This window comes from Micromonospora saelicesensis (assembly GCF_900091575.1).
GTDB lineage: Bacteria > Actinomycetota > Actinomycetes > Mycobacteriales > Micromonosporaceae > Micromonospora > Micromonospora saelicesensis.
Genome location: NZ_FMCR01000003.1, coordinates 78,067 through 97,571 on the forward strand (window position 1 = coordinate 78,067; position 19,505 = coordinate 97,571).

The 19,505-nt window shown below is 72.7% G+C and carries 18 protein-coding genes; 10 read left to right on the forward strand and 8 right to left on the reverse strand.

Annotated features, from left to right (window positions below):
- Positions 1–4 precede the first annotated feature (4 nt).
- From GA0070561_RS13360 to GA0070561_RS13370, 3 genes are all read left to right on the forward strand, one after another.
- On the forward strand, positions 5–775 hold the full coding sequence (locus GA0070561_RS13360) for a gamma-glutamyl-gamma-aminobutyrate hydrolase family protein (RefSeq protein ID WP_091402042.1): 771 nt from the start codon (positions 5–7) through the stop codon (positions 773–775).
- Positions 776–818: 43 nt separating this feature from the next.
- Positions 819–1,370, forward strand: a complete 552-nt coding sequence (locus tag GA0070561_RS13365) for a pyridoxamine 5'-phosphate oxidase family protein (protein ID WP_091402043.1) — start codon at positions 819–821, stop codon at positions 1,368–1,370.
- Between the two features lie 193 nt (positions 1,371–1,563).
- A complete protein-coding gene (locus GA0070561_RS13370) occupies positions 1,564–5,223 on the forward strand; it encodes a SpoIIE family protein phosphatase (protein ID WP_091400355.1) in 3,660 nt (1,219 codons plus the stop codon).
- A gap of 26 nt (positions 5,224–5,249) precedes the next feature.
- Here the strand turns inward: GA0070561_RS13370 and GA0070561_RS13375 are convergent, their stop codons facing one another.
- The gene (locus GA0070561_RS13375) at positions 5,250–5,564 is read right to left on the reverse strand and encodes an STAS domain-containing protein (protein WP_208603765.1); all 315 of its coding nucleotides are present in this window, start codon (positions 5,562–5,564) and stop codon (positions 5,250–5,252) included.
- A 95-nt stretch (positions 5,565–5,659) separates the two neighbouring features.
- Here GA0070561_RS13375 and map point away from each other — a divergent pair, with 95 nt between their 5' ends.
- Entirely contained in the window at positions 5,660–6,517 is an 858-nt protein-coding gene (gene map, locus GA0070561_RS13380; protein ID WP_091400357.1) for a type I methionyl aminopeptidase, read from the forward strand.
- Positions 6,514–7,227 carry a VIT1/CCC1 transporter family protein gene (locus GA0070561_RS13385; protein WP_091400358.1) on the forward strand — a complete coding sequence of 238 codons (714 nt, stop codon included), beginning with the start codon at positions 6,514–6,516 and terminating at the stop codon, positions 7,225–7,227. Before map ends, GA0070561_RS13385 begins: the two co-directional genes overlap by 4 nt.
- Positions 7,228–7,233: 6 nt before the next feature.
- Here GA0070561_RS13385 and GA0070561_RS13390 read toward each other — a convergent pair whose 3' ends face one another.
- The 7 genes from GA0070561_RS13390 to GA0070561_RS13420 form a co-directional block, all read right to left on the reverse strand.
- Positions 7,234–7,962 (reverse strand): hypothetical protein, encoded by a 729-nt coding sequence (locus GA0070561_RS13390; protein WP_091400360.1) that lies wholly within the window; start codon positions 7,960–7,962, stop codon positions 7,234–7,236.
- A 92-nt stretch (positions 7,963–8,054) separates the two neighbouring features.
- Positions 8,055–8,555 (reverse strand): nitroreductase/quinone reductase family protein, encoded by a 501-nt coding sequence (locus tag GA0070561_RS13395; protein ID WP_091400361.1) that lies wholly within the window; start codon positions 8,553–8,555, stop codon positions 8,055–8,057.
- 74 nt (positions 8,556–8,629) lie between these two features.
- Positions 8,630–11,407 carry an FtsX-like permease family protein gene (locus tag GA0070561_RS13400; RefSeq protein WP_244166214.1) on the reverse strand — a complete coding sequence of 926 codons (2,778 nt, stop codon included), beginning with the start codon at positions 11,405–11,407 and terminating at the stop codon, positions 8,630–8,632.
- The gene (locus GA0070561_RS13405; protein ID WP_244166216.1) at positions 11,404–12,138 is read right to left on the reverse strand and encodes an ABC transporter ATP-binding protein; all 735 of its coding nucleotides are present in this window, start codon (positions 12,136–12,138) and stop codon (positions 11,404–11,406) included. The genes GA0070561_RS13400 and GA0070561_RS13405 overlap by 4 nt, the downstream gene beginning before the upstream one ends.
- Complete coding sequence (locus GA0070561_RS13410; RefSeq protein WP_091400365.1) at positions 12,135–12,737, reverse strand: PadR family transcriptional regulator; 603 nt, start codon at positions 12,735–12,737, stop codon at positions 12,135–12,137. Before GA0070561_RS13410 ends, GA0070561_RS13405 begins: the two co-directional genes overlap by 4 nt.
- A 52-nt stretch (positions 12,738–12,789) precedes the next feature.
- Complete coding sequence (locus GA0070561_RS13415) at positions 12,790–13,227, reverse strand: ferritin-like domain-containing protein (protein ID WP_091400366.1); 438 nt, start codon at positions 13,225–13,227, stop codon at positions 12,790–12,792.
- Complete coding sequence (locus GA0070561_RS13420) at positions 13,224–13,751, reverse strand: hypothetical protein (protein WP_244166218.1); 528 nt, start codon at positions 13,749–13,751, stop codon at positions 13,224–13,226. The genes GA0070561_RS13415 and GA0070561_RS13420 overlap by 4 nt, the downstream gene beginning before the upstream one ends.
- A gap of 155 nt (positions 13,752–13,906) precedes the next feature.
- On the opposite strand from GA0070561_RS13420, the gene rimP reads away from it, so the two are divergent.
- From rimP to GA0070561_RS13445, 5 genes are all read left to right on the forward strand, one after another.
- On the forward strand, positions 13,907–14,599 hold the full coding sequence (gene rimP / locus GA0070561_RS13425) for a ribosome maturation factor RimP (RefSeq protein ID WP_091400370.1): 693 nt from the start codon (positions 13,907–13,909) through the stop codon (positions 14,597–14,599).
- Entirely contained in the window at positions 14,596–15,639 is a 1,044-nt protein-coding gene (gene nusA / locus GA0070561_RS13430) for a transcription termination factor NusA (protein WP_091400372.1), read from the forward strand. The genes rimP and nusA overlap by 4 nt, the downstream gene beginning before the upstream one ends.
- Positions 15,640–15,655: 16 nt before the next feature.
- Positions 15,656–15,988 carry a YlxR family protein gene (locus GA0070561_RS13435; RefSeq protein ID WP_091400374.1) on the forward strand — a complete coding sequence of 111 codons (333 nt, stop codon included), beginning with the start codon at positions 15,656–15,658 and terminating at the stop codon, positions 15,986–15,988.
- Positions 15,989–16,081: 93 nt separating this feature from the next.
- Positions 16,082–19,105 carry a translation initiation factor IF-2 gene (gene infB / locus GA0070561_RS13440; RefSeq protein ID WP_091400376.1) on the forward strand — a complete coding sequence of 1,008 codons (3,024 nt, stop codon included), beginning with the start codon at positions 16,082–16,084 and terminating at the stop codon, positions 19,103–19,105.
- A 91-nt stretch (positions 19,106–19,196) separates the two neighbouring features.
- Positions 19,197–19,493 carry a DUF503 domain-containing protein gene (locus tag GA0070561_RS13445; protein WP_091400377.1) on the forward strand — a complete coding sequence of 99 codons (297 nt, stop codon included), beginning with the start codon at positions 19,197–19,199 and terminating at the stop codon, positions 19,491–19,493.
- Positions 19,494–19,505 lie beyond the last annotated feature (12 nt).

Consider the following 19,505-nt stretch of genomic DNA (forward strand, 5'->3'; position numbering starts at 1 on the left):
GGGTTTGCGAGCCCCGCAGTCGCGAACCCGGCCAGCCCGGAGCCGACGCCCGCTGATCGGGGTCAGCGCGTACGTCGAACCTGCCGACTGGGCGGTCTGGCGGGGTGTGCGGGCGGTGCTGGTGCCGGAGGCGTACCCGCGGGCGGTGGCGGCCGCGGGTGGGCGGGCGGTGGTGCTGCCACCGGACGACGTGGACGCGGACGTGGTGGCCGTCCTCGACGGGTTGCTGTTGGCCGGTGGCGCGGACGTCGGCCCGGGGCGGTACGGCCAGCCGCCCGACCCTCGTACCGAGGACCGGCCGGACCGGGACGCCGGCGAGTTGACAGTGTTGGCCGCCGCGCTCGCCGCCGAGGTGCCGGTGCTGGGCGTGTGTCGGGGGATGCAGTTGCTCGCGGTCGCGTACGGCGGCACGTTGTACCAGCACCTGCCCGACGTGGTGGGTCACGAGGCGCACCGCCCGGCGCCCGGCGTGTACGGCGCGCACGCGGTGCGGTTCGCGCCGGGGAGCCTGGCCGCCTCGGTGCTGGCCGGGGTCGACCAGGTCAACTCGTACCACCACCAGGCGGTCGCCGATCCGGGCCGGCTCACGGTGACCGGCTGGGCGGGGGACGGCGTGGTCGAGGCGGTCGAGGACCCCGCCCTGCCGTTCGTGCTCGGAGTGCAGTGGCATCCGGAGAACGAGCCGGATCCCCGCCCGATCACGGCGTTGGTGCAGGCCGCCGGCCGGCGGGTGCGCCGTGACCGTGGTCGGCCTGGACGCGGCGGGTGTGACTGAGATCGCCCCCGCCCGTCGATGGCACCGGTGGGAGGATCGGCGCATGGGCAAGGTTTATCCGGAGATCGACGGTCGACTGCGTGACTTCATCGTGGCGCAGCCGCTCTTCTTCGTAGCGACCGCCCCGTCGGGGGTCGAGGGGCATGTCAACGTGTCTCCGAAGGGCATGCGGGGCACGTTCGTGATCCTCGGCCCGCACCGGGTGGCGTACCTCGACTATCACGGCAGCGGGGCGGAGACCATCGCCCACCTGCGGGACAACGGCCGGATCACGCTGATGTTCTGTGCCTTCGACGGTCCGCCGAAGATCGTCCGGTTGCACGGTCGGGGCAGCAGCGTCGCGGTCACCGAGGACGCCTTCGCCGATCGGCTCGCCGAGTTTCCCGCACCGCCGGACGTGCACGCCGTCCGGGCGGTCATCACCGTCGAGGTGGAGCGGGTCAGTGACTCCTGCGGATATGCGGTGCCACTGATGGACTTCCGAGCCGAACGTGATCTGTTACTCACCTCACACTCTCGCCGCAGCGCCGACGACCTGGTCGCCTACCGGGCCACCAGGAACGCGGCAAGCATCGACGGACTGCCGGTCTTCTGACTCGTCAGAGCGTTCCGGGCGCCGCCGTTCGACGCCGCCGTCCACCCGCACTGTCCGGTGCCCGACGACCCAGGCGTACGTAACCAGCGTCCATCGCTCGTGATGCGTTACGTTGCTGGTCCGCTGGGGTACAAGTCGGAGCACGGCGGGTGAAGATCAACGGTCGAGGGGTACGGCCGGAGCGGGAGGCTGCATGAGCTCGGCCCAGGGGGGCGCGGACATCGGGCATCCCGCCCTGTCCGGTCGCGAGACCCCGGCGATGCTGGCGGCCGCGTTCGCGGCCGGCGGCGAGATGGGCGAGCGGCTGGCCTCCTTCGACTGGTCCTCCGGCCCGCTGGGTGAGCCCGGTCAGTGGCCCCCGGCGCTCTCCAACGCGGTCGGCATGATGCTCGCCTCCAGCGCACCGATCGTCATGTTCTGGGGCGACGAGCAGTTGGCCTTCTACAACGACGCCTACCGGCCGACCATCGGCGGCAAACACCCGGACGTGATCGGCCAACCGGCCCGCGCGAGCTGGGCGGAGACCTGGCCGGTGCTCGGCCCGCTGCTCGACAGCGTCCGGAGCACCGGCCGCTCCTACCGGGGCGAGGACCATCCCTTTCTGCTGGACCGTTACGGCTTCGTCGAGCAGACCTACTTCAACGTCTCGTACGACCCGATCCGGGGGGACGACGGCTCGGTCAGCGGCGTCTACTGCATCGTCAGCGAGACCACCGGGCGGGTGCTCGGCGAGCGTCGACTTCGAGCGCTGTCCGAGCTGGGTGCCGAGCTGATCGACATCGGCAGCGCCACGGAACTGGGTCGGACCGCCGCCGGGGTGCTCGGCCGGCACCGGGCGGACGTGCCGTTCGCCCTGATCTATCTGGCTGACGACAACGACCAGCTCACCCTGGCCGGTTGCACCGGCACCACCCCGCCCGCCGTCGATGTCACAGCGCAGTTGTCGGCTCGGCTGACCGCCGATGGCGCGCCCGCCACGATCGAGGTGGCCGCTCTGTTCGACGCGTTGCCTGTCGACGCCGCCGACCAGGCCCTCGTGCTGCCGCTCACCGCGACCAACCAGACCGTCGGCGCGCTGGTCGTCGGCGTGGCCCGTCAGCTGCCGCTCGGCGACGACTACCGCAACTTCCTCGGCCTGGTCGCCGCCCAGATCTCCCGGGCGGTCGGCACCCAGCGGGCGTACGAGCAGGAACGGGCCCGCGCCGCCGAGTTGGCCGCTCTGGACCGGGCGAAGACCAACTTCTTCGCCAACGTCAGCCACGAGTTCCGCACCCCGCTGACCCTGGTGCTCGGCCCGCTGGAGGACATGCTGGCCGATCCGGAGCTGCCGGCCACCGAAACCGACCGGCTCACCATGATGCACCGCAACGCGTTGCGCCTGCTCAAGCTGGTCAACACAGTGCTGGACTTCTCCCGACTGGAGTCCGGTCGGCTCGCCGCCCGCTACCAGCCCACCGACCTCGCCGGTTACACCGCCCGGCTGGCCAGCACCTTCCGCTCGGCGACCGACCGGGCCGGGTTGCGACTGGTGGTGGACTGCCCGCCGCTGCCGACGCCGGTCTTCGTCGATCGGGACATGTGGGAGAAGATCGTCCTCAACCTGGTGTCGAACGCGGTCAAGTTCACCTTCGACGGCGAGATCCGGGTGCGGATCCGGGCCGTCGAGGGCGCGGCCCGGCTGGATGTGACGGACACCGGCGTCGGCATCGTGCCGGACGAACTGCCGCACGTCTTCGAACGGTTCCACCGGGTGCCCGGGGTGCGGGCACGCACCCACGAAGGCACCGGCATCGGCCTCGCGCTGGTCCGGGAACTGGTCGAGATGCACGGCGGTGAGGTCGGGTTGACCAGCACTGTCGACGTGGGCAGCACCTTCACGGTGACCGTTCCGTTCGGCTCGGCGCACCTGCCGGCGGACCGGGTGGCGGCGTTCGATCCGCTGCCCGTGGGTGAGCCCGAGCAGGCCCGGCTCTTCGTGGCGGAGACCGCGCTGTGGGCCGGTGTCGCGTCGGCACCCGAGCTCGACCGGCAGCCGGCGAAGGGCACCTCGGCTGGCCGGATCCTGGTCGTCGACGACAACGCCGACCTGCAGGAACACGTCAGTCGGCTGCTCTCCCCGACCTGGGACGTGGTCACCGCGAACGACGGGCTCGATGCCCTGCCGCTGGCCCGCGAGGGCGGGTTCGACCTGGTACTCACCGACGTGATGATGCCCCGGCTGGACGGGTTCGGGCTGGTGAGCGCGCTGCGCTCGGACCCGCGTACCCGGCACGTGCCGATCGTGCTGCTCTCCGCCCGCGCCGGCTCCGCGGAGGCCGTCGCCGGTCTCGCCGTCGGCGCCGACGACTACCTCACCAAGCCGTTCTCCGCGCAGGAGCTGATCGCCCGGGTCCGGGCCAACGTCGAGCTGGGCCAGCTGCGCGGGCAGATCATCCGCCGGCTCCGGGCGCTGGCCGACGCGGCGGTGGCGGTGAACACCGCCCGATCCACCGCCGATGTGCTCCAGGTCGCCGCCCGACACGCGTTGAGCCTCGCCGAGGCGGCTCGGGTGGTGGTCACCGCCGCCGAGGTGCGCTTCGAGGCGGACGGCGGCGGCACCACCGCCGCCGACCCGTCCTTCGTGACCGAGCTGACCGGCACGACCGGCAAGCAGCTCGGTGAGCTGCAGGTCTGGCGGGCAGCCGGCGACGAGGCGCAGGCCGACGACGCCGCGTTGACCCAGCTGGCCCGGCTCGTCGGGGTGCGACTGGAGAACGCCCAGCTCTACGAAGCCGAACACCGCATCGCCACCACCCTGCAGCACAGCCTGCTGCCCCGGTCGCTGCCTCAACTGCCCGGCGCGGTGGTGGCCAGCCGTTACCTGCCCGGCAGCGCCGACGTCGAGGTCGGCGGCGACTGGTACGACGCGATCGCGCTGAACGGCGACGAGCTGGTGCTGGTCATCGGCGACGTGGTCGGTAAGGGCGTCCGGGCCGCCGCGGCGATGGGCCAGCTGCGCAACGCGCTGCGGGCGTACGTGCTGGAGGGCTTCGATCCGGGTGAGTCGCTGACCCGGCTCAACCGGCTGGTCGGCTCCACCGAGGGCCGCTCCTTCGCGACGGTGGTCTGCCTGCTGTTCAACCCCCGCACCGGTCGGCTGCGGTACGCGAGCGCCGGTCACCCCTCCCCACTGTTGATCACTGGAGGCGACGTGGCGTTCCTGCACGACCGGGCGCTCGGTCCACCCGTCGGCGCCCTCCCCGACGCGACGTACGAGTCGGTCGAGGGCGAGTTGCCAGCCGGCACTCGACTGCTGCTCTACACCGACGGGCTGATCGAGGACCGTCAGCTCGGCATCGATGCCTCACTGGCCCAGTTGCGCGTCGACGCGGCCACCCCGAGTGAGCACGTGGTGGACCTGATCGACGCGGTCGTGGAGCGGGTCACCGGACGGCCGCGCCGCGACGACGTGGCGGTTCTCGCCCTGGAGGCGGCGGAGCTGAACCGCTTCGCGCTGCGGCTACCGGCGGACCCGACCCGGCTCAGCGTGCTTCGAAAGCGGTTGGAGGACTTCCTGATCGCGCACTCCGTCGGCGAGACCGACCTGTTCGACCTGACCGTCGCCGTGTCCGAGGCCGCCGCCAACGCCATCGAGCACCCGGTCCATCCCGCCGAGGCCATGATCAGTGTGGAGGTGGCCATCGAGGATCGGACGGTGACGGCCACGGTGCGCGACAGCGGGCAGTGGCGGGAGTCGACCGGCTCCGGCTTCCGGGGCCGCGGGCTGGCCCTGATCAGAGCGCTGGGCGAACTGTCGGTACGGCGTACCGCTGAGGGCACCGAGGTGACGCTGCGCCGGCAGTTGCAGGACTGACCGCGCGCCCGGCGGCGGCCGGGTGCCTAGGCCGGGTCGAGCCAGCTCTGCCCGCCGAGGCCGGAGATCTCCAGCACCCGACGGACCTGCCGGGACGGGCGAACGGTGAGCCGGCCCGGAAACTGCTGGGCGAGCCGGACCAGGGCGTGGATGGCGGCCGAGTCGAAGAAGGTGACAGCACTCAGGTCGAGAGTGATCTTCCCGGCGGGCTCACGTAGCGCCGTCTGGAGCATCGTGTCCGCGGTCGCCATGTCGACCTCGCCGGCCACCACGACGTGGAGGTGGTCACCGTCGATCTCGGCGCTGGCGGAGAAGACGGGCGGTGCTCCCCCTTGATCCACGCTGACACCATGGCACAGCCACCCTGGCAGGGCAACAACCTCCACCGGGCGGCCGTGGCGCGGGTCACCAGCGGCCCCGGCGATAGGCTTGCGGCATGACCGTCCGTCCGCCGCTGACACCAGGCACGCTCTCCCCGATGCGACCGGTGCCACCCCAGATCGCCCGACCCGAGTACGTGGGCAAGGCGCGTCCGCGGGAGTGGCGTGGCTCGCACGTGCAGACGCCGGAAACCATCGAGAAGATGCGGATCGCCAGCCGGCTCGCCGCCCAGGCGACCCAGCTCGCCGGCGAGCACTGCAAGCCCGGCGTGACCACCGACGAGATCGACAAGGTGGTGCACGAGTTCCTCTGCGACCACGGCGCGTACCCGTCGACGCTGGGCTACAAGGGCTTCCCGAAGTCCTGCTGCACCAGCCTCAACGAGGTCATCTGCCATGGCATCCCGGACACCACGGTCCTGACCGACGGCGACATCATCAACGTCGACGTGACCGCGTACATCGGTGGGGTGCACGGTGACACCGACGCCACCTTCTGCGTCGGCGAGGTCAGCGAAGAGGCCCGGCTGCTGGTCGAGCGGACCCACGAGGCGATGATGCGCGGCATCCGCGCCGTCGCCCCGGGACGCCAGATCAACGTGGTGGGTCGCGTCATCGAGTCGTACGCCAAGCGGTTCGGCTACGGCGTGGTCCGCGACTTCACCGGCCACGGCATCGGCGAGGCCTTCCACAGCGGCCTCTACGTGCCGCACTACGACAGCCCGCGTCCCACGGACATCATGGAGCCCGGCATGACGTTCACCATCGAGCCGATGATCACCCTCGGCACCTACCAGTACGACATGTGGGACGACGGGTGGACCGTGGTCACCAAGGACCGGAAGTGGACGGCGCAGTTCGAGCACACCATCGTGGTGACCGACGACGGTCACGAGATCCTGACCCTGCCGTGACCGACACCCCAGCGGCGCTGCGCGAGGCGCACCACGCGGACGTCTCCGGCGGCTGGCTGCGCCCGGCCGTCTTCGGCGCGATGGACGGCCTGGTCACCAACATCGCCCTGATCGCCGGCGTCGGCGGCGGCGGGGTGTCGCCCCGCAGCATCGTGCTCACCGGCAGCGCAGGCCTCGTCGCCGGTGCGATCTCCATGGGCCTCGGTGAGTACACCAGCGTGCGCTCCGCCAACGAGCAGGTCGCCGCCGAGGTGGCCAAGGAGCGACGGGAACTGGAACGGCACCCCGAGGCTGAGGCCCGGGAGCTGGCCGACGCGTGGGTGGCCCGGGGTCTGCCCCGGGACCTCGCCACCCAGGTCGCCGAGGCGGTGCGGCGCGACCCGGAGGAGGCGCTGCGGGTGCACGTCCGCGAGGAGCTGGGCGTAGACCCCGACGACCAGCCCAGCCCGTGGGCCGCGGCGATCTCGTCGTTCCTGTTCTTCTCGATCGGCGCGCTGGTCCCACTGCTGCCGTACCTGCTCGGCGCCACCGAACTGTGGCTGGCGCTCGCCGTCGGCGGGCTCGGGCTGTTCGCCGCCGGGGCCGTGGTGGCCCGCTTCACCCACCGTCCCTGGTGGACCAGCGGGCTGCGCCAGCTGCTGCTGGGCGCCGCGGCTGCCGGCGCCACCTACCTGATCGGCTCACTGATCGGCGTACCGGGCGGGCTGTGACGCGCCTCAGGTGCTGAGCAGCTCGTCGATCGTGCCGTCGACCGCACGACCACGGGCGGCCAACTCCTCGGCCTGCCGGGCCAGCACCACACCCACCTCGGTCATGTCCGCGCCGGCCAACCCGGTGCGCCGCACCGCGTCCCCCGGGTCACGGAAGTAGGTGCGACTCAGCAGACCGTTCACAGTGGCCGCCGCCAGCCGGGCCTCACCGAGCATCAGCAGAGCCTGATCGGTCTCGTACCACTCGGCGAGCCGGGCCGCCCGGCAGTGCGCCGCGCTGCCCCGGTACCACGCCTGGCGGGCCGCGGTGCTGAACTCCGCCGGCCGGGCCCGAGCCAGCCGGCCGAGGTGCTCGTCGCGCAGCGTCCGCAACCAGCCCGTCGGATCGTGCAACGCCTGCGTGGTGACGTACCGGTCGGCGGTCAGCGGCCAGAGCGGGGAGAGCACCCGGGCCTGGGCCAGGTAGTCCTCGGCGGCGGCCACTGTCAGATCGACGAGCACCCCGTCCACCCGCCGGGTCGCCGGCGGTGGGCCCGTCCCGGGCCGATAGGTGACCACCAGCATTCCCGCCTCGCGGTCCCCGCCGCCGTCGTCGTCCCCGTGCGCCAGAGGCCCGTGCACCGCGATCGCGAGCGCATCGGCCGGGAACCGCCGTCGGACCGCCTCGGCGACCCGCTCCGCGACCGTCCACCGTCGATCGTCGACGCCCCGGTCGACACCGGCCAGCTCACTCACCGGACCAGCTCTGTTCGCGGCTGCGGGGCTCGCAACCCCGGCTCACGCCTCGCGCTCACGGGACCACCTCGCTTTGGCTACCGAGCGTCAGCCTAGCCAGCCGACGGCGGAGCTTCGGGCGCGCCGCGCCCGGTCGGGGCCAGCCGGAAGATGTGGATCTCCCGGCCGCCGGCCCGCTGCACGTACGTGTGGTACGCGGGCCACGCGGTGACCAACAGCTGCCACAACCGGTCCCGTTCGGCGCCGGAGGCCCGCTCGGCCCGCACCGCGACCCGCCGGCCCTTCACGTCCACCTCGGCGGCGGGGTCGGCGAGCAGGTTCATCGCCCAGCTGGGGTGGTGGGTCTGCCCCCAGTTGGAGCCGATCACCACGTACGCGTCGCCGTCGGGCACGTAGAGCAGTGGATTGCTGCGGGGCTTGCCGGAGCGGCGGCCCGTCGTGGTGATCAGCAGGGAGGGGAGCAGGCCGAGCGCGACCACCCGGCCCCGGGTGAGTCGACCAACCATCCGATCGGCCGGAACCAGCAGGCGCGCGGTGGCGCCGAACCAGCGATGATGACCGACTCGACGGACGACATTCGTGAGCACTGACACGCCGATCAGTCTGCCGGCTGCCCGGCCCGGGCGGCACCCCTGCGCGGTCCCCTTTCGGTCGCCCGGCGGATCGGTCAGTCCAGCCGCCGCTCGATGGGCAGCCGGGCCCGGGTGAACAGGCCCGCCCCGAGCATCGCCACCACCGGCACCAGCACCAGGACGCCGAGCGCGGGCCACGGCACCAGAAAGGGGTACGGATCGGACACCGGCCAGGCACTGGCGTACTGCCGGTTCACCGATACCAGCACGATCGCGGCGGTGCCGAGGCCGGCCACGATGCCGAGCACCGAACCGAGACCGGCGATGACCCCGGCCTGGCAGATCGCCAGCAGCCGGCGTACCGCCGGGGCCGCGCCGACGGCCGCGAGGGTGGTCAGCTCGGCGCGCCCCTCGGCGGCGGCGAGCGCGGTGGCGATCCCTGCCGCCCCCACGGTGATCAGCCCGGCCGCCGCCGCGAGCAGCAGGAGCAGCGGTGAGACATCGCGCGGGGCCCCGCCGTACTCCACGCCCAGCGAGAGCGTCCCGAATGGCCGCAGGGCGGCGGCGAACCGTGCCTGTTGTTCCTCGTCGGGCGGGGTCGTGGTGCCGATCACCCAGCCGGTCTGAGACCAGCTCAGGCCGAGTTGCCGGGCGGCGTCGGCGGACAGCAGCAGACGGGACTGGCCGATTGCCCGGGGCAGCGCGTACCCCGGAAGGTCGTGGGCGGTGATCGGCACGTCCGGCCCGGCCTCCACCTCGGTGACCCGGACGGTCACCAGGCCGTCGTGCAGGTAGCGCGGGTCGGTCACCACCACGCCGCCAGCGCGCAGTACGGCCGTGGCGGCAGCGGTCGTCGCCGGGTCCACGCCGGTGAGCAGGGGGAGTGCGGTCCCGTCGTCGACTCCGGGTTCCACGTAGCCGCCGAAGTAGTCCGCCTCGCGCACCTGGCAGCGGGGATCGGCACGGGCCTGCTGGCGCTGCGCCGCGGGGAGTTGAACGCCGGGCTGCCAGGGACAGGCCCGGGCCAGCGGGAGCACCGGTGCGATGTCGCAGTAGCCGGTGCGCCCCGCCCCGCAGCTCGGTGTCTGCACCGGGGCGACAGCGCCGACCCCGAGGTGGTTCCGGGCCGCGTCGGTGATCTGAGCCAGTGTCGGCTGCGGAGCGGCCCCGATCGGGTTGACCATCACGTGGCCGGTCGGCAGCGCCGGCCGGTAGGCGCGTGCGTCGCGGGCGCCGTCGCTGGCCAGGTATCCGCCGAGCGCGACGCTGCTGGCGACGGCGGCCATCACGGCGCAGATGGCCGGTGCTGCGGCGGCCCGGTTGCGGCTGGCATCGCGCAGCGCGATCCGTGGTGCGAGCGGCAACACCCGGCCGAGGCGGGCGAGCACACCGAGCAGCGTGGGCGTGCAGCAGACCAGGCCCAACTCGCCGAGGATCAGCCCGGTGAGAACCACCGCCGGGGAAGTCCGGGTGGCCCCGAACGCCGCCAACCCCGCCCCGCCGACCACCAGTGCCAGTCCGAGAGCCAACCACCGGCCCGGAGATTTTGCCGGGGTGCGCCGCCCGGCGAGCCCGGCGCTGACGTCCTGCCGCGCGGCGGTCCACGCCGGTGCCAGCGCGGCGAGCACCCCGGCCAGCACCGCGACCCCACCGAGCAGGACCAGCGCGCTCGGCCAGCAGCGGTAGCCGCCGAAGCGGGCGCTGAAGACGTACTGCTCCATCAGCGGGCGACCGGCGAACGCCGCGCCGACGCCGACCAGCAGCCCGGCGGCGGCCCCCAGTACACCCAGCACCACACCGTCGGCCAGCACGACACGGCGAAGCTGGGCGGCGTCCCCGCCCGCCACCGCGACCAGCGCCAGGTCCCGTCGGCGGCGACGGACCCCGACGGCGAAGGCGGGCCCGACCAGCAGGACGACCTCCAGCAGCCCGAGGCCGGCGATCAGCACGCCGGTGCTCAGGTCGTTCGGGTTGTCCCCCATGATCGACCCGAGCCACGTCCGGTCCGCTCCGGTCGCCGAGCCGATGTGCCGCGCGGTGACCACCACCCCCCGATCGTTGAGCCGGGACACCAGCGCCGCGTCGACGGTGCCCGGCACGTCCGCCAGCCAGACGCTGTCCGGCTCCGGGCCGGTCGATGGCGCGGCCCCCGGGTGCAGCGCCACCACCGGTCCGAGATCGTCGGGAAACTCGACCACCGCCACCACGGTGTACGCCCTGCTTCCGTCGGCGGCGGCCACGGCGTGGCCGAGGCGCAGGTCCAGGCGACGCAGCGCCACCGGACTGACCGCGACCTCACCGGGCTGCTGCGGCGCCCGGCCGGCCCGGAACCGCACCAGCCCGCGGGCCAGCGGATCGGTGAGGTCCAGCACCCGAGCGTTCACGACCTCGTCGCGGTGCGGGCCGCGCAGGGTCAGCGGGACGCGCGGACGCACCTCGGTGACCCGGCTGCCCGGCCCGAGCAGTGCGGTCAGCTGTGCCGCGCTGACCTTCGAGGGGGGCTTGCCGTCGGCGGTGGTGTACCAGCTCTCACCCCACTCGTCCTGCCCCACCGGGGCGCCGGCGATCCACTGCAGTTGGGCGTCGGCCACCCCGAGCCGGCGTTCGACGCGTTCCTGTGGGGTCAGCTCGGCCATGTCGTAGCTCGCGGCCAGGAAGGCCAGCGCCGCCACCGGCATGGCGATCATCGCGAGCACCAGGGCGGTCCGCCGCCGGGACCGGCGTGACTCCCGCCGGGCGATCCGCAGGGCCGCCCGCCAGGAGCCGGTCAGCTCGGCGAACCGTCGTCGGCCGACCGGGGCGGGCGGCGCGGCCGGCCGCGGCGTCGCGGTGTCGGCCCGTCCGGGGGCCCGCGTCGGACGGCGAATGGTCACCGCTCGCTGCCGGACAGCAGTTGCTCGACGCTGCCCAGCGGTGCCGTCGTGTCGACCAGCACGCCGTCGCGGAGGAACACCACCCGGTCGGCCCAGCCGGCGTGCCGCGCCTCGTGGGTGACCAGCACTCCGGCGGCTCCCGCGTCGATCCGGCGGCGCAGCAGGTGCAGCACCGCCTCACCGGTCTGGGAGTCCAACGCCCCGGTGGGCTCGTCGGCGAGGACCAGCCGGCGTTCGCCCACCAGCGCGCGGGCGATCGCCACCCGCTGCTGCTGCCCGCCGGAGAGCTGGTCCGGGAAACGGTCACCCAACGCGGGCAGGCCCACCTCGGTGAGCGCGGCCATGGCCAGTGCGCGGGCCCGACGTCCGCTGGTCCCGTCGAGTTCCAATGGGAGCGCCACGTTCTCCAGCGCGCTCAGACTGCCCAGCAGGTTGAGCTGCTGGAAGATGTAGCCGATCCGACGGCGGCGTAGCTGGGCCAGCCCGCGGCGGTCCAGTGCCCCCAGCGGTTGCCCCTCGACCCGGACCTCGCCGCCGGTCGGACGGTCCAACCCACCGGCGAGAGCCAGCAGGGTCGATTTGCCGGAGCCGGACGGCCCCATCACGGCGACCAGCTCGCCGGGCCGGACGACCAGGCTGACGCCGCGCAACGCGTGCACCGCCGCCGGCCCGGCCCCGTGGGTGCGGTGGACGGCGCGTAGCTCCAGCACCGCGTCGTCCGATCCGCTCACCGTCTTGCCTCCTCGCCGGCCCATCGAGCCGCGTCCCGCGCGTCGGCGTCATCGGGTCGGGGAGCGGGAGGCGCCGGGCCGCTGGGTTGGTGCCGGACCAGACTGGTCTCGCAGTGGTCCAGCCAGCGCACCTCAGCCTCGGCCTGGAACACCATCGAGTCCAGCACGAGGCGCCAGGGAAGGTCCTCCGGCCGGTTGCTGCCGTACTTCAACCGGGTCAACTCCTGAAGGGCCCGCATCGTCGCGCTGCGTTGGGCCTGCACCACCGACCGGACGTCGACCCCGGGGGTGGTCAGCGCCAGCGCCAGCTTGATCGCCAGCTCGTCGCGGGGACGGTCGGTACGGCTGATCGGGGTGGCGAACCACAGCGCCAGGTCCGCCCGGCCGGCGTCGGTGATCTCGTACGGGCGCTGCCCAGCCTCGCTCTCCGGCAGCGGGCGCACCAGACCGTCCCGTTCCAACCGGGACAACGTGGTGTAGACCTGCCCGATGTTCAGTGGCCAGGTCGAGCCGGTCGACTCCTCGAACGCGGCGCGCAGCTGGTAGCCGTACATCTGGCCGCGTTCGAGCAGGGCGAGCAACCCGTGACGGATGGACATGGCAACGGAGTATGCATACCTGGTATGCGTACCGCAACCGGAGTGGACCGGCTCAGGTTGGTCGACCGGGAAACGGGACAGTCAGCGGGGTCAGCCCGGCGGTCTTCCGCCACCGGGTGGCCCGCACGGCGTACTCGACAAGGGCGGCCAGCGCCTGGTCCCGGTCGGCGCCGGTGGTGGACGCCAGGGCGGCCCGCCAGTGCGCGGCCGTGCGCTCCTCCACCTCGGCGGCGAGCCGCAGGGCGCTGGCCCGGTCGGTGACCGGGAACGGCAGGGCGTACCCGGCGCGGTCCGGCGGGACGACGCCGCCGGCCGTGGTGAGCTGCACCACCAGCGCGTCGCGTCGGCGTCGATGCGCGGCCTCCGCCTGGCGTGCCGCGTCCCGCGCCGCTCCGGTGAGCCGGACACCGATCCGCCCGTAGGCGTAGATGGCCGCGTACTCGGCGGACAGGGCGGAGGCGAGTGCCTCTCCGGCGGACGGCTGCCTCACTTCAGTGCCTCCTGGTGAGTTGCCCGGGCGGCGACGATCGACCCGAGTAGTGCCGCCCGCTCCGCGGGCGCCGCGGCGCAGGCGGCGGTGGCGGACTGCTGGGCGGTCTTCTCCAGCGCCCGCAGGGCGGCGCGCGCGCCGTTCGGGTCGGCGGCCGGGGCGGTGGTCGGGGCGGCGGAGGCCGCCGACGGCACCGTCACGCCGATCACCCGGGCCAGCTCGGTCGCGTGCGCGGTGTGCGTCTCGGCGATCGGGTCGAGCCGGTCGGCGAGCTCGGGATGGGCGGTCGCACTCGCCCGGTACGCGGCGGCCAGCGCGAGGGACTCGTCCACCATCGGCCGCAGCGGGTCGGGCGGTGGGGCTGGTTGGTCGTCGCGGTCGAAAAGATCACAGCCGGTCAGCGGCGTCACGGCACCGCCGAGCACCAGCAGCGCCCCGGCACTCAGGAGCTTTCGCCGGGAATGTCCGGATGCTTGGTCGCGCTGTGTCGTTCTGCCGATCCCCACCGGCCAAGTCAACACCATTCGTGCCGGTCCGGGGGTCACCGGCGTCGGTGCGCCGCCCGGTCCGCCGCCGGGCAGGCGCGTTACGCTCTGCGCAACCACCGGCGTGTCCACTCCGGTGGCGTGCCGGCATGGCGGGACCACAGGTCCCCGTCGACCAGGGAGAGGGTGCGGAGATGACGCAGCGTGGCCGTGCCACCAGGCCGACGGGTCGACCCCGCGGTGCTGCGGGCCCGCGCGGCGGTGACCTCGCCGCCCGGCGGGACCGACTGCGGGCCGTGATCGAGCCGGTGGTCAACGACGCCGGCTACGACCTGGAGGACCTGTCGGTTTCCCGGGCCGGCCGCCGGCACGTGGTGCGGGTGATGGTGGACACCGACGGCGGGATCGACCTGGACGCCGTCGCTGACGTCTCCCGCGCGGTCTCGGCCGCGCTGGACGCCGCGGAGGAGACCGGTGGCGACATCGTCGCCGGCGAGTACCAACTGGAAGTCAGCTCACCCGGCGTCGACCGGCCACTTACCCTGCCCCGCCACTGGCGGCGCAACGTGGGCCGACTGGTCAAGGTCACCGCCCGGGGCGCGGCCGCGCTGCCCGGCCAGCGGGGCGAGCAGCCAGCCGGTGACCGTCAGCTGACCGGCCGGGTGGTCGCGGCCGACGACGAGGGCGTGCACCTGGAGACCGACGACGGCCGCGCCGCCTGGGCGTACGCCCAGCTGGGCCCGGGCCGCGTGCAGGTCGAGTTCACCCGGCTCGCCGAGCTGGGTGAGCCGGACGACGAGTTCGACGACGCGGACGATTCCGACGAGATCGACGACGATTCAGACGACATCGACGACGAAGATGATGTGGAGGACGAGGAGAGGTGAACATCGACCTCGCGGCGCTGCGCGCACTCGAGCGCGAGCGGGAGATCCCGTTCGACACGATTCTCGCGGCGATCGAGACCGCGTTGCTGACCGCCTACCGGCACACCGACGGGGCCGAACCGCACGCCCGGGTGGAGATCGACCGCAGGTCGGGCGCCGCCCTGGTGTACGCGCAGGAGATGGATGCCGACGGCAGCCTGGTGCGGGAGTGGGACGACACCCCGCACGACTTCGGCCGGATCGCCGCCATGACCGCCAAGCAGGTGATCCTCCAGCGGTTGCGGGAGGCCACCGACGAGGTGCACTTCGGTGAGTACGTCGGCCGCGAGGGTGACCTGGTCACCGGCGTGGTGCAGGCGCACGAGACGCGTACCGAGAAGGGCATCGTCAGCGTCGACCTGGGCAAGCTGGAGGGCGTGCTGCCGCAGTCCGAGCAGGTGCCCGGCGAGCGGTACGCGCACGGCGAGCGGGTCCGCTGCGTCGTGGTGCACGTGGCCAAGGGCATGCGCGGGCCGCAGATCACCCTGTCCCGGTCGCACCCGGCTCTGGTCAAGAAGCTCTTCGCGCTGGAGGTGCCGGAGATCGCCGACGGCACCGTCGAGATCGGCGCGATCGCCCGTGAGGCGGGCCATCGCACGAAGATCGCCGTCCGCTCCACCACCCCCGGGGTGAACGCCAAGGGCGCCTGCATCGGCCCGATGGGTCAGCGGGTGCGTGCCGTGATGAGCGAACTGCACGGTGAGAAGATCGACATCATCGACTGGTCGGACGACCCGGGCACCTTCGTCGGCAACGCGTTGTCGCCGGCCAAGGCGCTGCGGGTCGAGGTGGTCGACCTGGCCAACCGGGCCGCCCGGGTGACCGTTCCCGACTTCCAGCTCTCGCTGGCGATCGGTCGGGAGGGGCAGAATGCCCGACTCGCGGCCCGATTGACCGGTTGGCGGATCGACATTCGTTCCGATGCGGAGCAGGCGGCGCCGGCCGCGCGTGGCGTAACTGATCACGTGCGGGAGCCGGGCGGCGCGATCTCGGGGAGCTAGGGGTAGACTTCCTCCAGTGGTACGACGCGCGCAGCCGGAGCGCACCTGTGTGGGTTGCCGGCAACGTGCGCCGGCCAGCGAATTGCTGCGGATCGTCGCGGTCAGGGACGAGGCTGGTCACAGTCTCCGGCCTGATCCGCGCCGCAGGCTGCCGGGTCGGGGAGCGAACATGCACCCGGATCCGGCCTGCTTCGCGCTGGCGGTGCGGCGCCGCGCCTTCGGGCGTGCGCTGCGCAGCACCGAGGTCCTCGACCACGGTGTGCTGGCGGAGCACGTCGATGCGCCAACCACTACGTCCGGTCAGCCCGACCGGGCGAGGGTCGCTAGCAGGGTAGGACGACCGACATGAGCACACGATGAAGTCCCTGAAATGACCAGGCTTCAAGTGCACGAGTGAGGTCGCTGCGGGTGCTGCCCGCACGACCTCGGAGTGAGGAGTGCAGTGGCAGGCAAGGCCCGCGTACACGAGCTTGCAAAAGAGCTCGGGGTCGAGAGTAAGACCGTTCTCGCCAAGCTGAAGGAAATGGGCGAGTTCGTGAAGTCCGCGTCCAGCACCGTCGAGGCGCCCGTCGCCCGGCGGCTGCGTAACGCATTCGTCGCGTCCGCCGGAGCCCCGGCTCCGGCCGCCCCGTCGGCGCCCGCGTCGACGCCGGCTTCAAACCCGACCCCGACGCCAACCCCGGCCCCGGGCGCGCCCCGGGTCTCGGCCAAGCCGATGCCGCCTCGGCGGCCGGCCGCGCCGGCACCCGGTCCGAAGCCCAAGGGTCCGGTTCCCGGTGCCCCGCAGACGGCGACCCCGGTCGCCAAGCCGGCGAGTGCCCACGACATCGAGGTGGCGGCCGCGGAGGCGCGTGCCGCCGCGCTGAAGGCTGAGCAGGAGGCCGCGGTCAAGGCCGCGCAGGCCGCCCGCCAGCAGCAGCGTGACAACCCCGTTCGCCGGGAGCCTCCGGCAGACGGCGGTAACCGCCCCGGCCCTCGGCCGGGTCCTGCGGCGATGCCGCCCCGTCCCGGTTCGCCGGCAGCTCGTCCGAGCACGCCGGCTCCCGGTCCGGGTGCCCGTCCGGGCGGTCGTCCGCCGGCGCGCGGTGCCGGTAACAACCCGTTCGGCATCCAGGGTGGCCAGCAGCAGCGGCCCCCGGCCGCCGGTGCGGGTGGCCCTCGGCCCAACAGCCCGGCGGGCATGCCGCCGCGGCCGAGCCCGAACTCCATGCCGCCGCGGCCCAGCCCGGCGTCCATGCCGAGTCAGCGTCCGGCTGCCGGTCGCCCCGGTCCCGGTGGCGCTGGTCGCCCCGGTGGCGGTGGCGCTGGTCGTCCCGGTGGCGGTGGCGGTGGCTTCCGTGGCGGTCCCGGCGGTGGTGCCGGCGGCGGCGGTGGCGGTTACCGAGGCGGCCCTGGTGGCGGCGCGGGTGCCGGCGGTGGCGGTGGCTACCGTGGCGGTCCCGGCGGCGGTGGCGGTGCTCCCGGTGGCGGTTTCCGTCCGGGTGGTCCGGCCGGTGGCGGCGGTCGTCCGGGTGCGGGCGGTCGTGGCCGTGGCGGCGGCGCCGCGGGTGCCTTCGGGCGTCCGGGTGGTCGGCCGACGCGCGGTCGCAAGTCCAAGAAGCAGCGCAGACAGGAGTTCGACAACCTGTCGGCTCCGACCATGAGCTCGGGTGCTCCCCGGGGTCAGGGTCAGATCGTCCGGCTCTCCCGTGGCGCCTCGCTGTCCGACTTCGCGGACAAGATCAACGCCAACCCGGGTTCGCTGGTCCAGGAGATGTTCAACCTGGGCGAGATGGTGACCGCGACCCAGTCCTGTTCTGACGACACCCTGCACCTGCTGGGTGAGCACCTGGGCTTCGACATCCAGATCGTCAGCCCGGAGGACGAGGACCGCGAGCTGCTCGCGCAGTTCAACATCGACCTCGACGCGGAGGTGGCCGAGGAGCGTCTGGTCAGCCGTGCGCCGGTGGTGACCGTCATGGGTCACGTCGACCACGGTAAGACCAAGCTGCTCGACGCCATCCGTAAGGCGAACGTCGTGGCCGGTGAGGCGGGTGGCATCACCCAGCACATCGGTGCCTACCAGGTCCACGTCCCGCACGAGGGCGAGGACCGGGCGGTCACCTTCATCGACACCCCGGGTCACGAGGCGTTCACCGCCATGCGTGCTCGTGGTGCCCAGGTCACGGACATCGTGATCCTGGTCGTCGCGGCCGACGACGGTGTGATGCCGCAGACCATCGAGGCGTTGAACCACGCCAAGGCGGCCGACGTGCCGATCGTGGTCGCGGTCAACAAGGTCGACAAGCCGGACGCCAACCCGGACAAGGTCCGCCAGCAGCTGACCGAGTACGGCCTGGTCGCCGAGGAGTACGGCGGCGAGACCATGTTCGTCAACGTGGCGGCCAAGCCGGGCATCGGCATCGAGGAGTTGCTCGAGGCCGTCCTGCTGACCGCCGACGCGTCGCTGGAGCTGACCGCTCCGATCGACGGGCCGGCTCAGGGTGTGGCCATCGAGGCACACCTGGACAAGGGTCGCGGTGCGGTGGCGACGGTGCTGGTGCAGAAGGGCACCCTGCGGGCGGGCGACTCGATCGTCGCCGGTGGGGCGCACGGCCGGGTCCGGGCCATGCTCGACGAGAACGGCAACCAGCTCACCGAGGCTGGGCCGGCGCGTCCGGTCATGGTGCTGGGTCTGACCGCGCCTCCCGGCGCGGGAGACACGTTCCTGGCCGCGGCGGACGACCGCACGGTGCGGCAGATCGCCGAGCAGCGGCAGGCACGGCGGCGGGCGGCGTCCTTCGCCAACTCCCGTGGTCGGGCCACCCTCGAGACGCTCATGGAGCAGCTCAAGGAGGGCGAGAAGACCTCGCTCAACCTCATCCTCAAGGGCGATGTCTCCGGTTCGGTGGAGGCTCTCGAGGACGCGCTGTTCAACCTCGACATCCCCGAGGAGGTCCAGCTCAAGGTCCTCGACCGGGGCGTCGGCGCGATCACCGAGAGCAACGTCATGCTCGCGAGCGCCTCGTCCGAGCCGGTCACGATCATCGGCTTCAACGTGCGGGCCTCGAACAAGGTCCGTGAGATGGCCGACCGCGAGGGCGTGGAGATCCGGTACTACACCGTCATCTACCAGGCCATCGAGGAGATCGAGGCAGCGCTCAAGGGCCTGCTCAAGCCGGAGTACGAGGAGGCCGAGCTGGGCAGCGCGGAGATCCGCGATGTCTTCCGCTCGTCCAAGATCGGCAACATCTCCGGTTGCATCGTCCGGTCGGGCATCATCCGACGCAACGCGAAGGCTCGCCTGCTTCGGGACGGGGCGGTCGTGGCGGACAACCTCACGATCACCTCGCTCAAGCGGTTCAAGGACGACGCCACCGAGGTCCGCGAGGGCTTCGAGTGCGGTCTGACCCTGGGTGGTTACAACAACGTCCAGGTCGGCGACGTCATCGAGACCTTCGAGATGCGGGAGAAGGTTCGCGCCTGATCCGGCAGTGACACGCTGATCAAGGGGTTTACGCCGACTCGGCGTAAACCCCTTGATCATGCGAGGCGGGTTGGCGGTATCGTCCGGGGCGATGTTCACCGGAACCGCGGTCTTCGACCTGCTGCTGCCGGGCGACTCACGGTCGCTCAAAGCCAAGAGATCATATGTACGGCCGATCGTGGCGGCGCTGCGCCGCTTCGAGGTGTCGGCCGCCGAGGTGGGTGCGCTCGACCTGCATGGTCGAGCGCAGCTGGCGGTGGCCGTGGTGGCCGCCGAGACGGCGCACGTCCGCGAGGTGCTCGACTCCTGTGAGCGCCTGGTGGCCAATCGCCCCGAGGTCGAGTTGCTGTCGGTTCGACGCCGGCTCTACGGCGTGGACGACGACTGACCATGGTGCCGG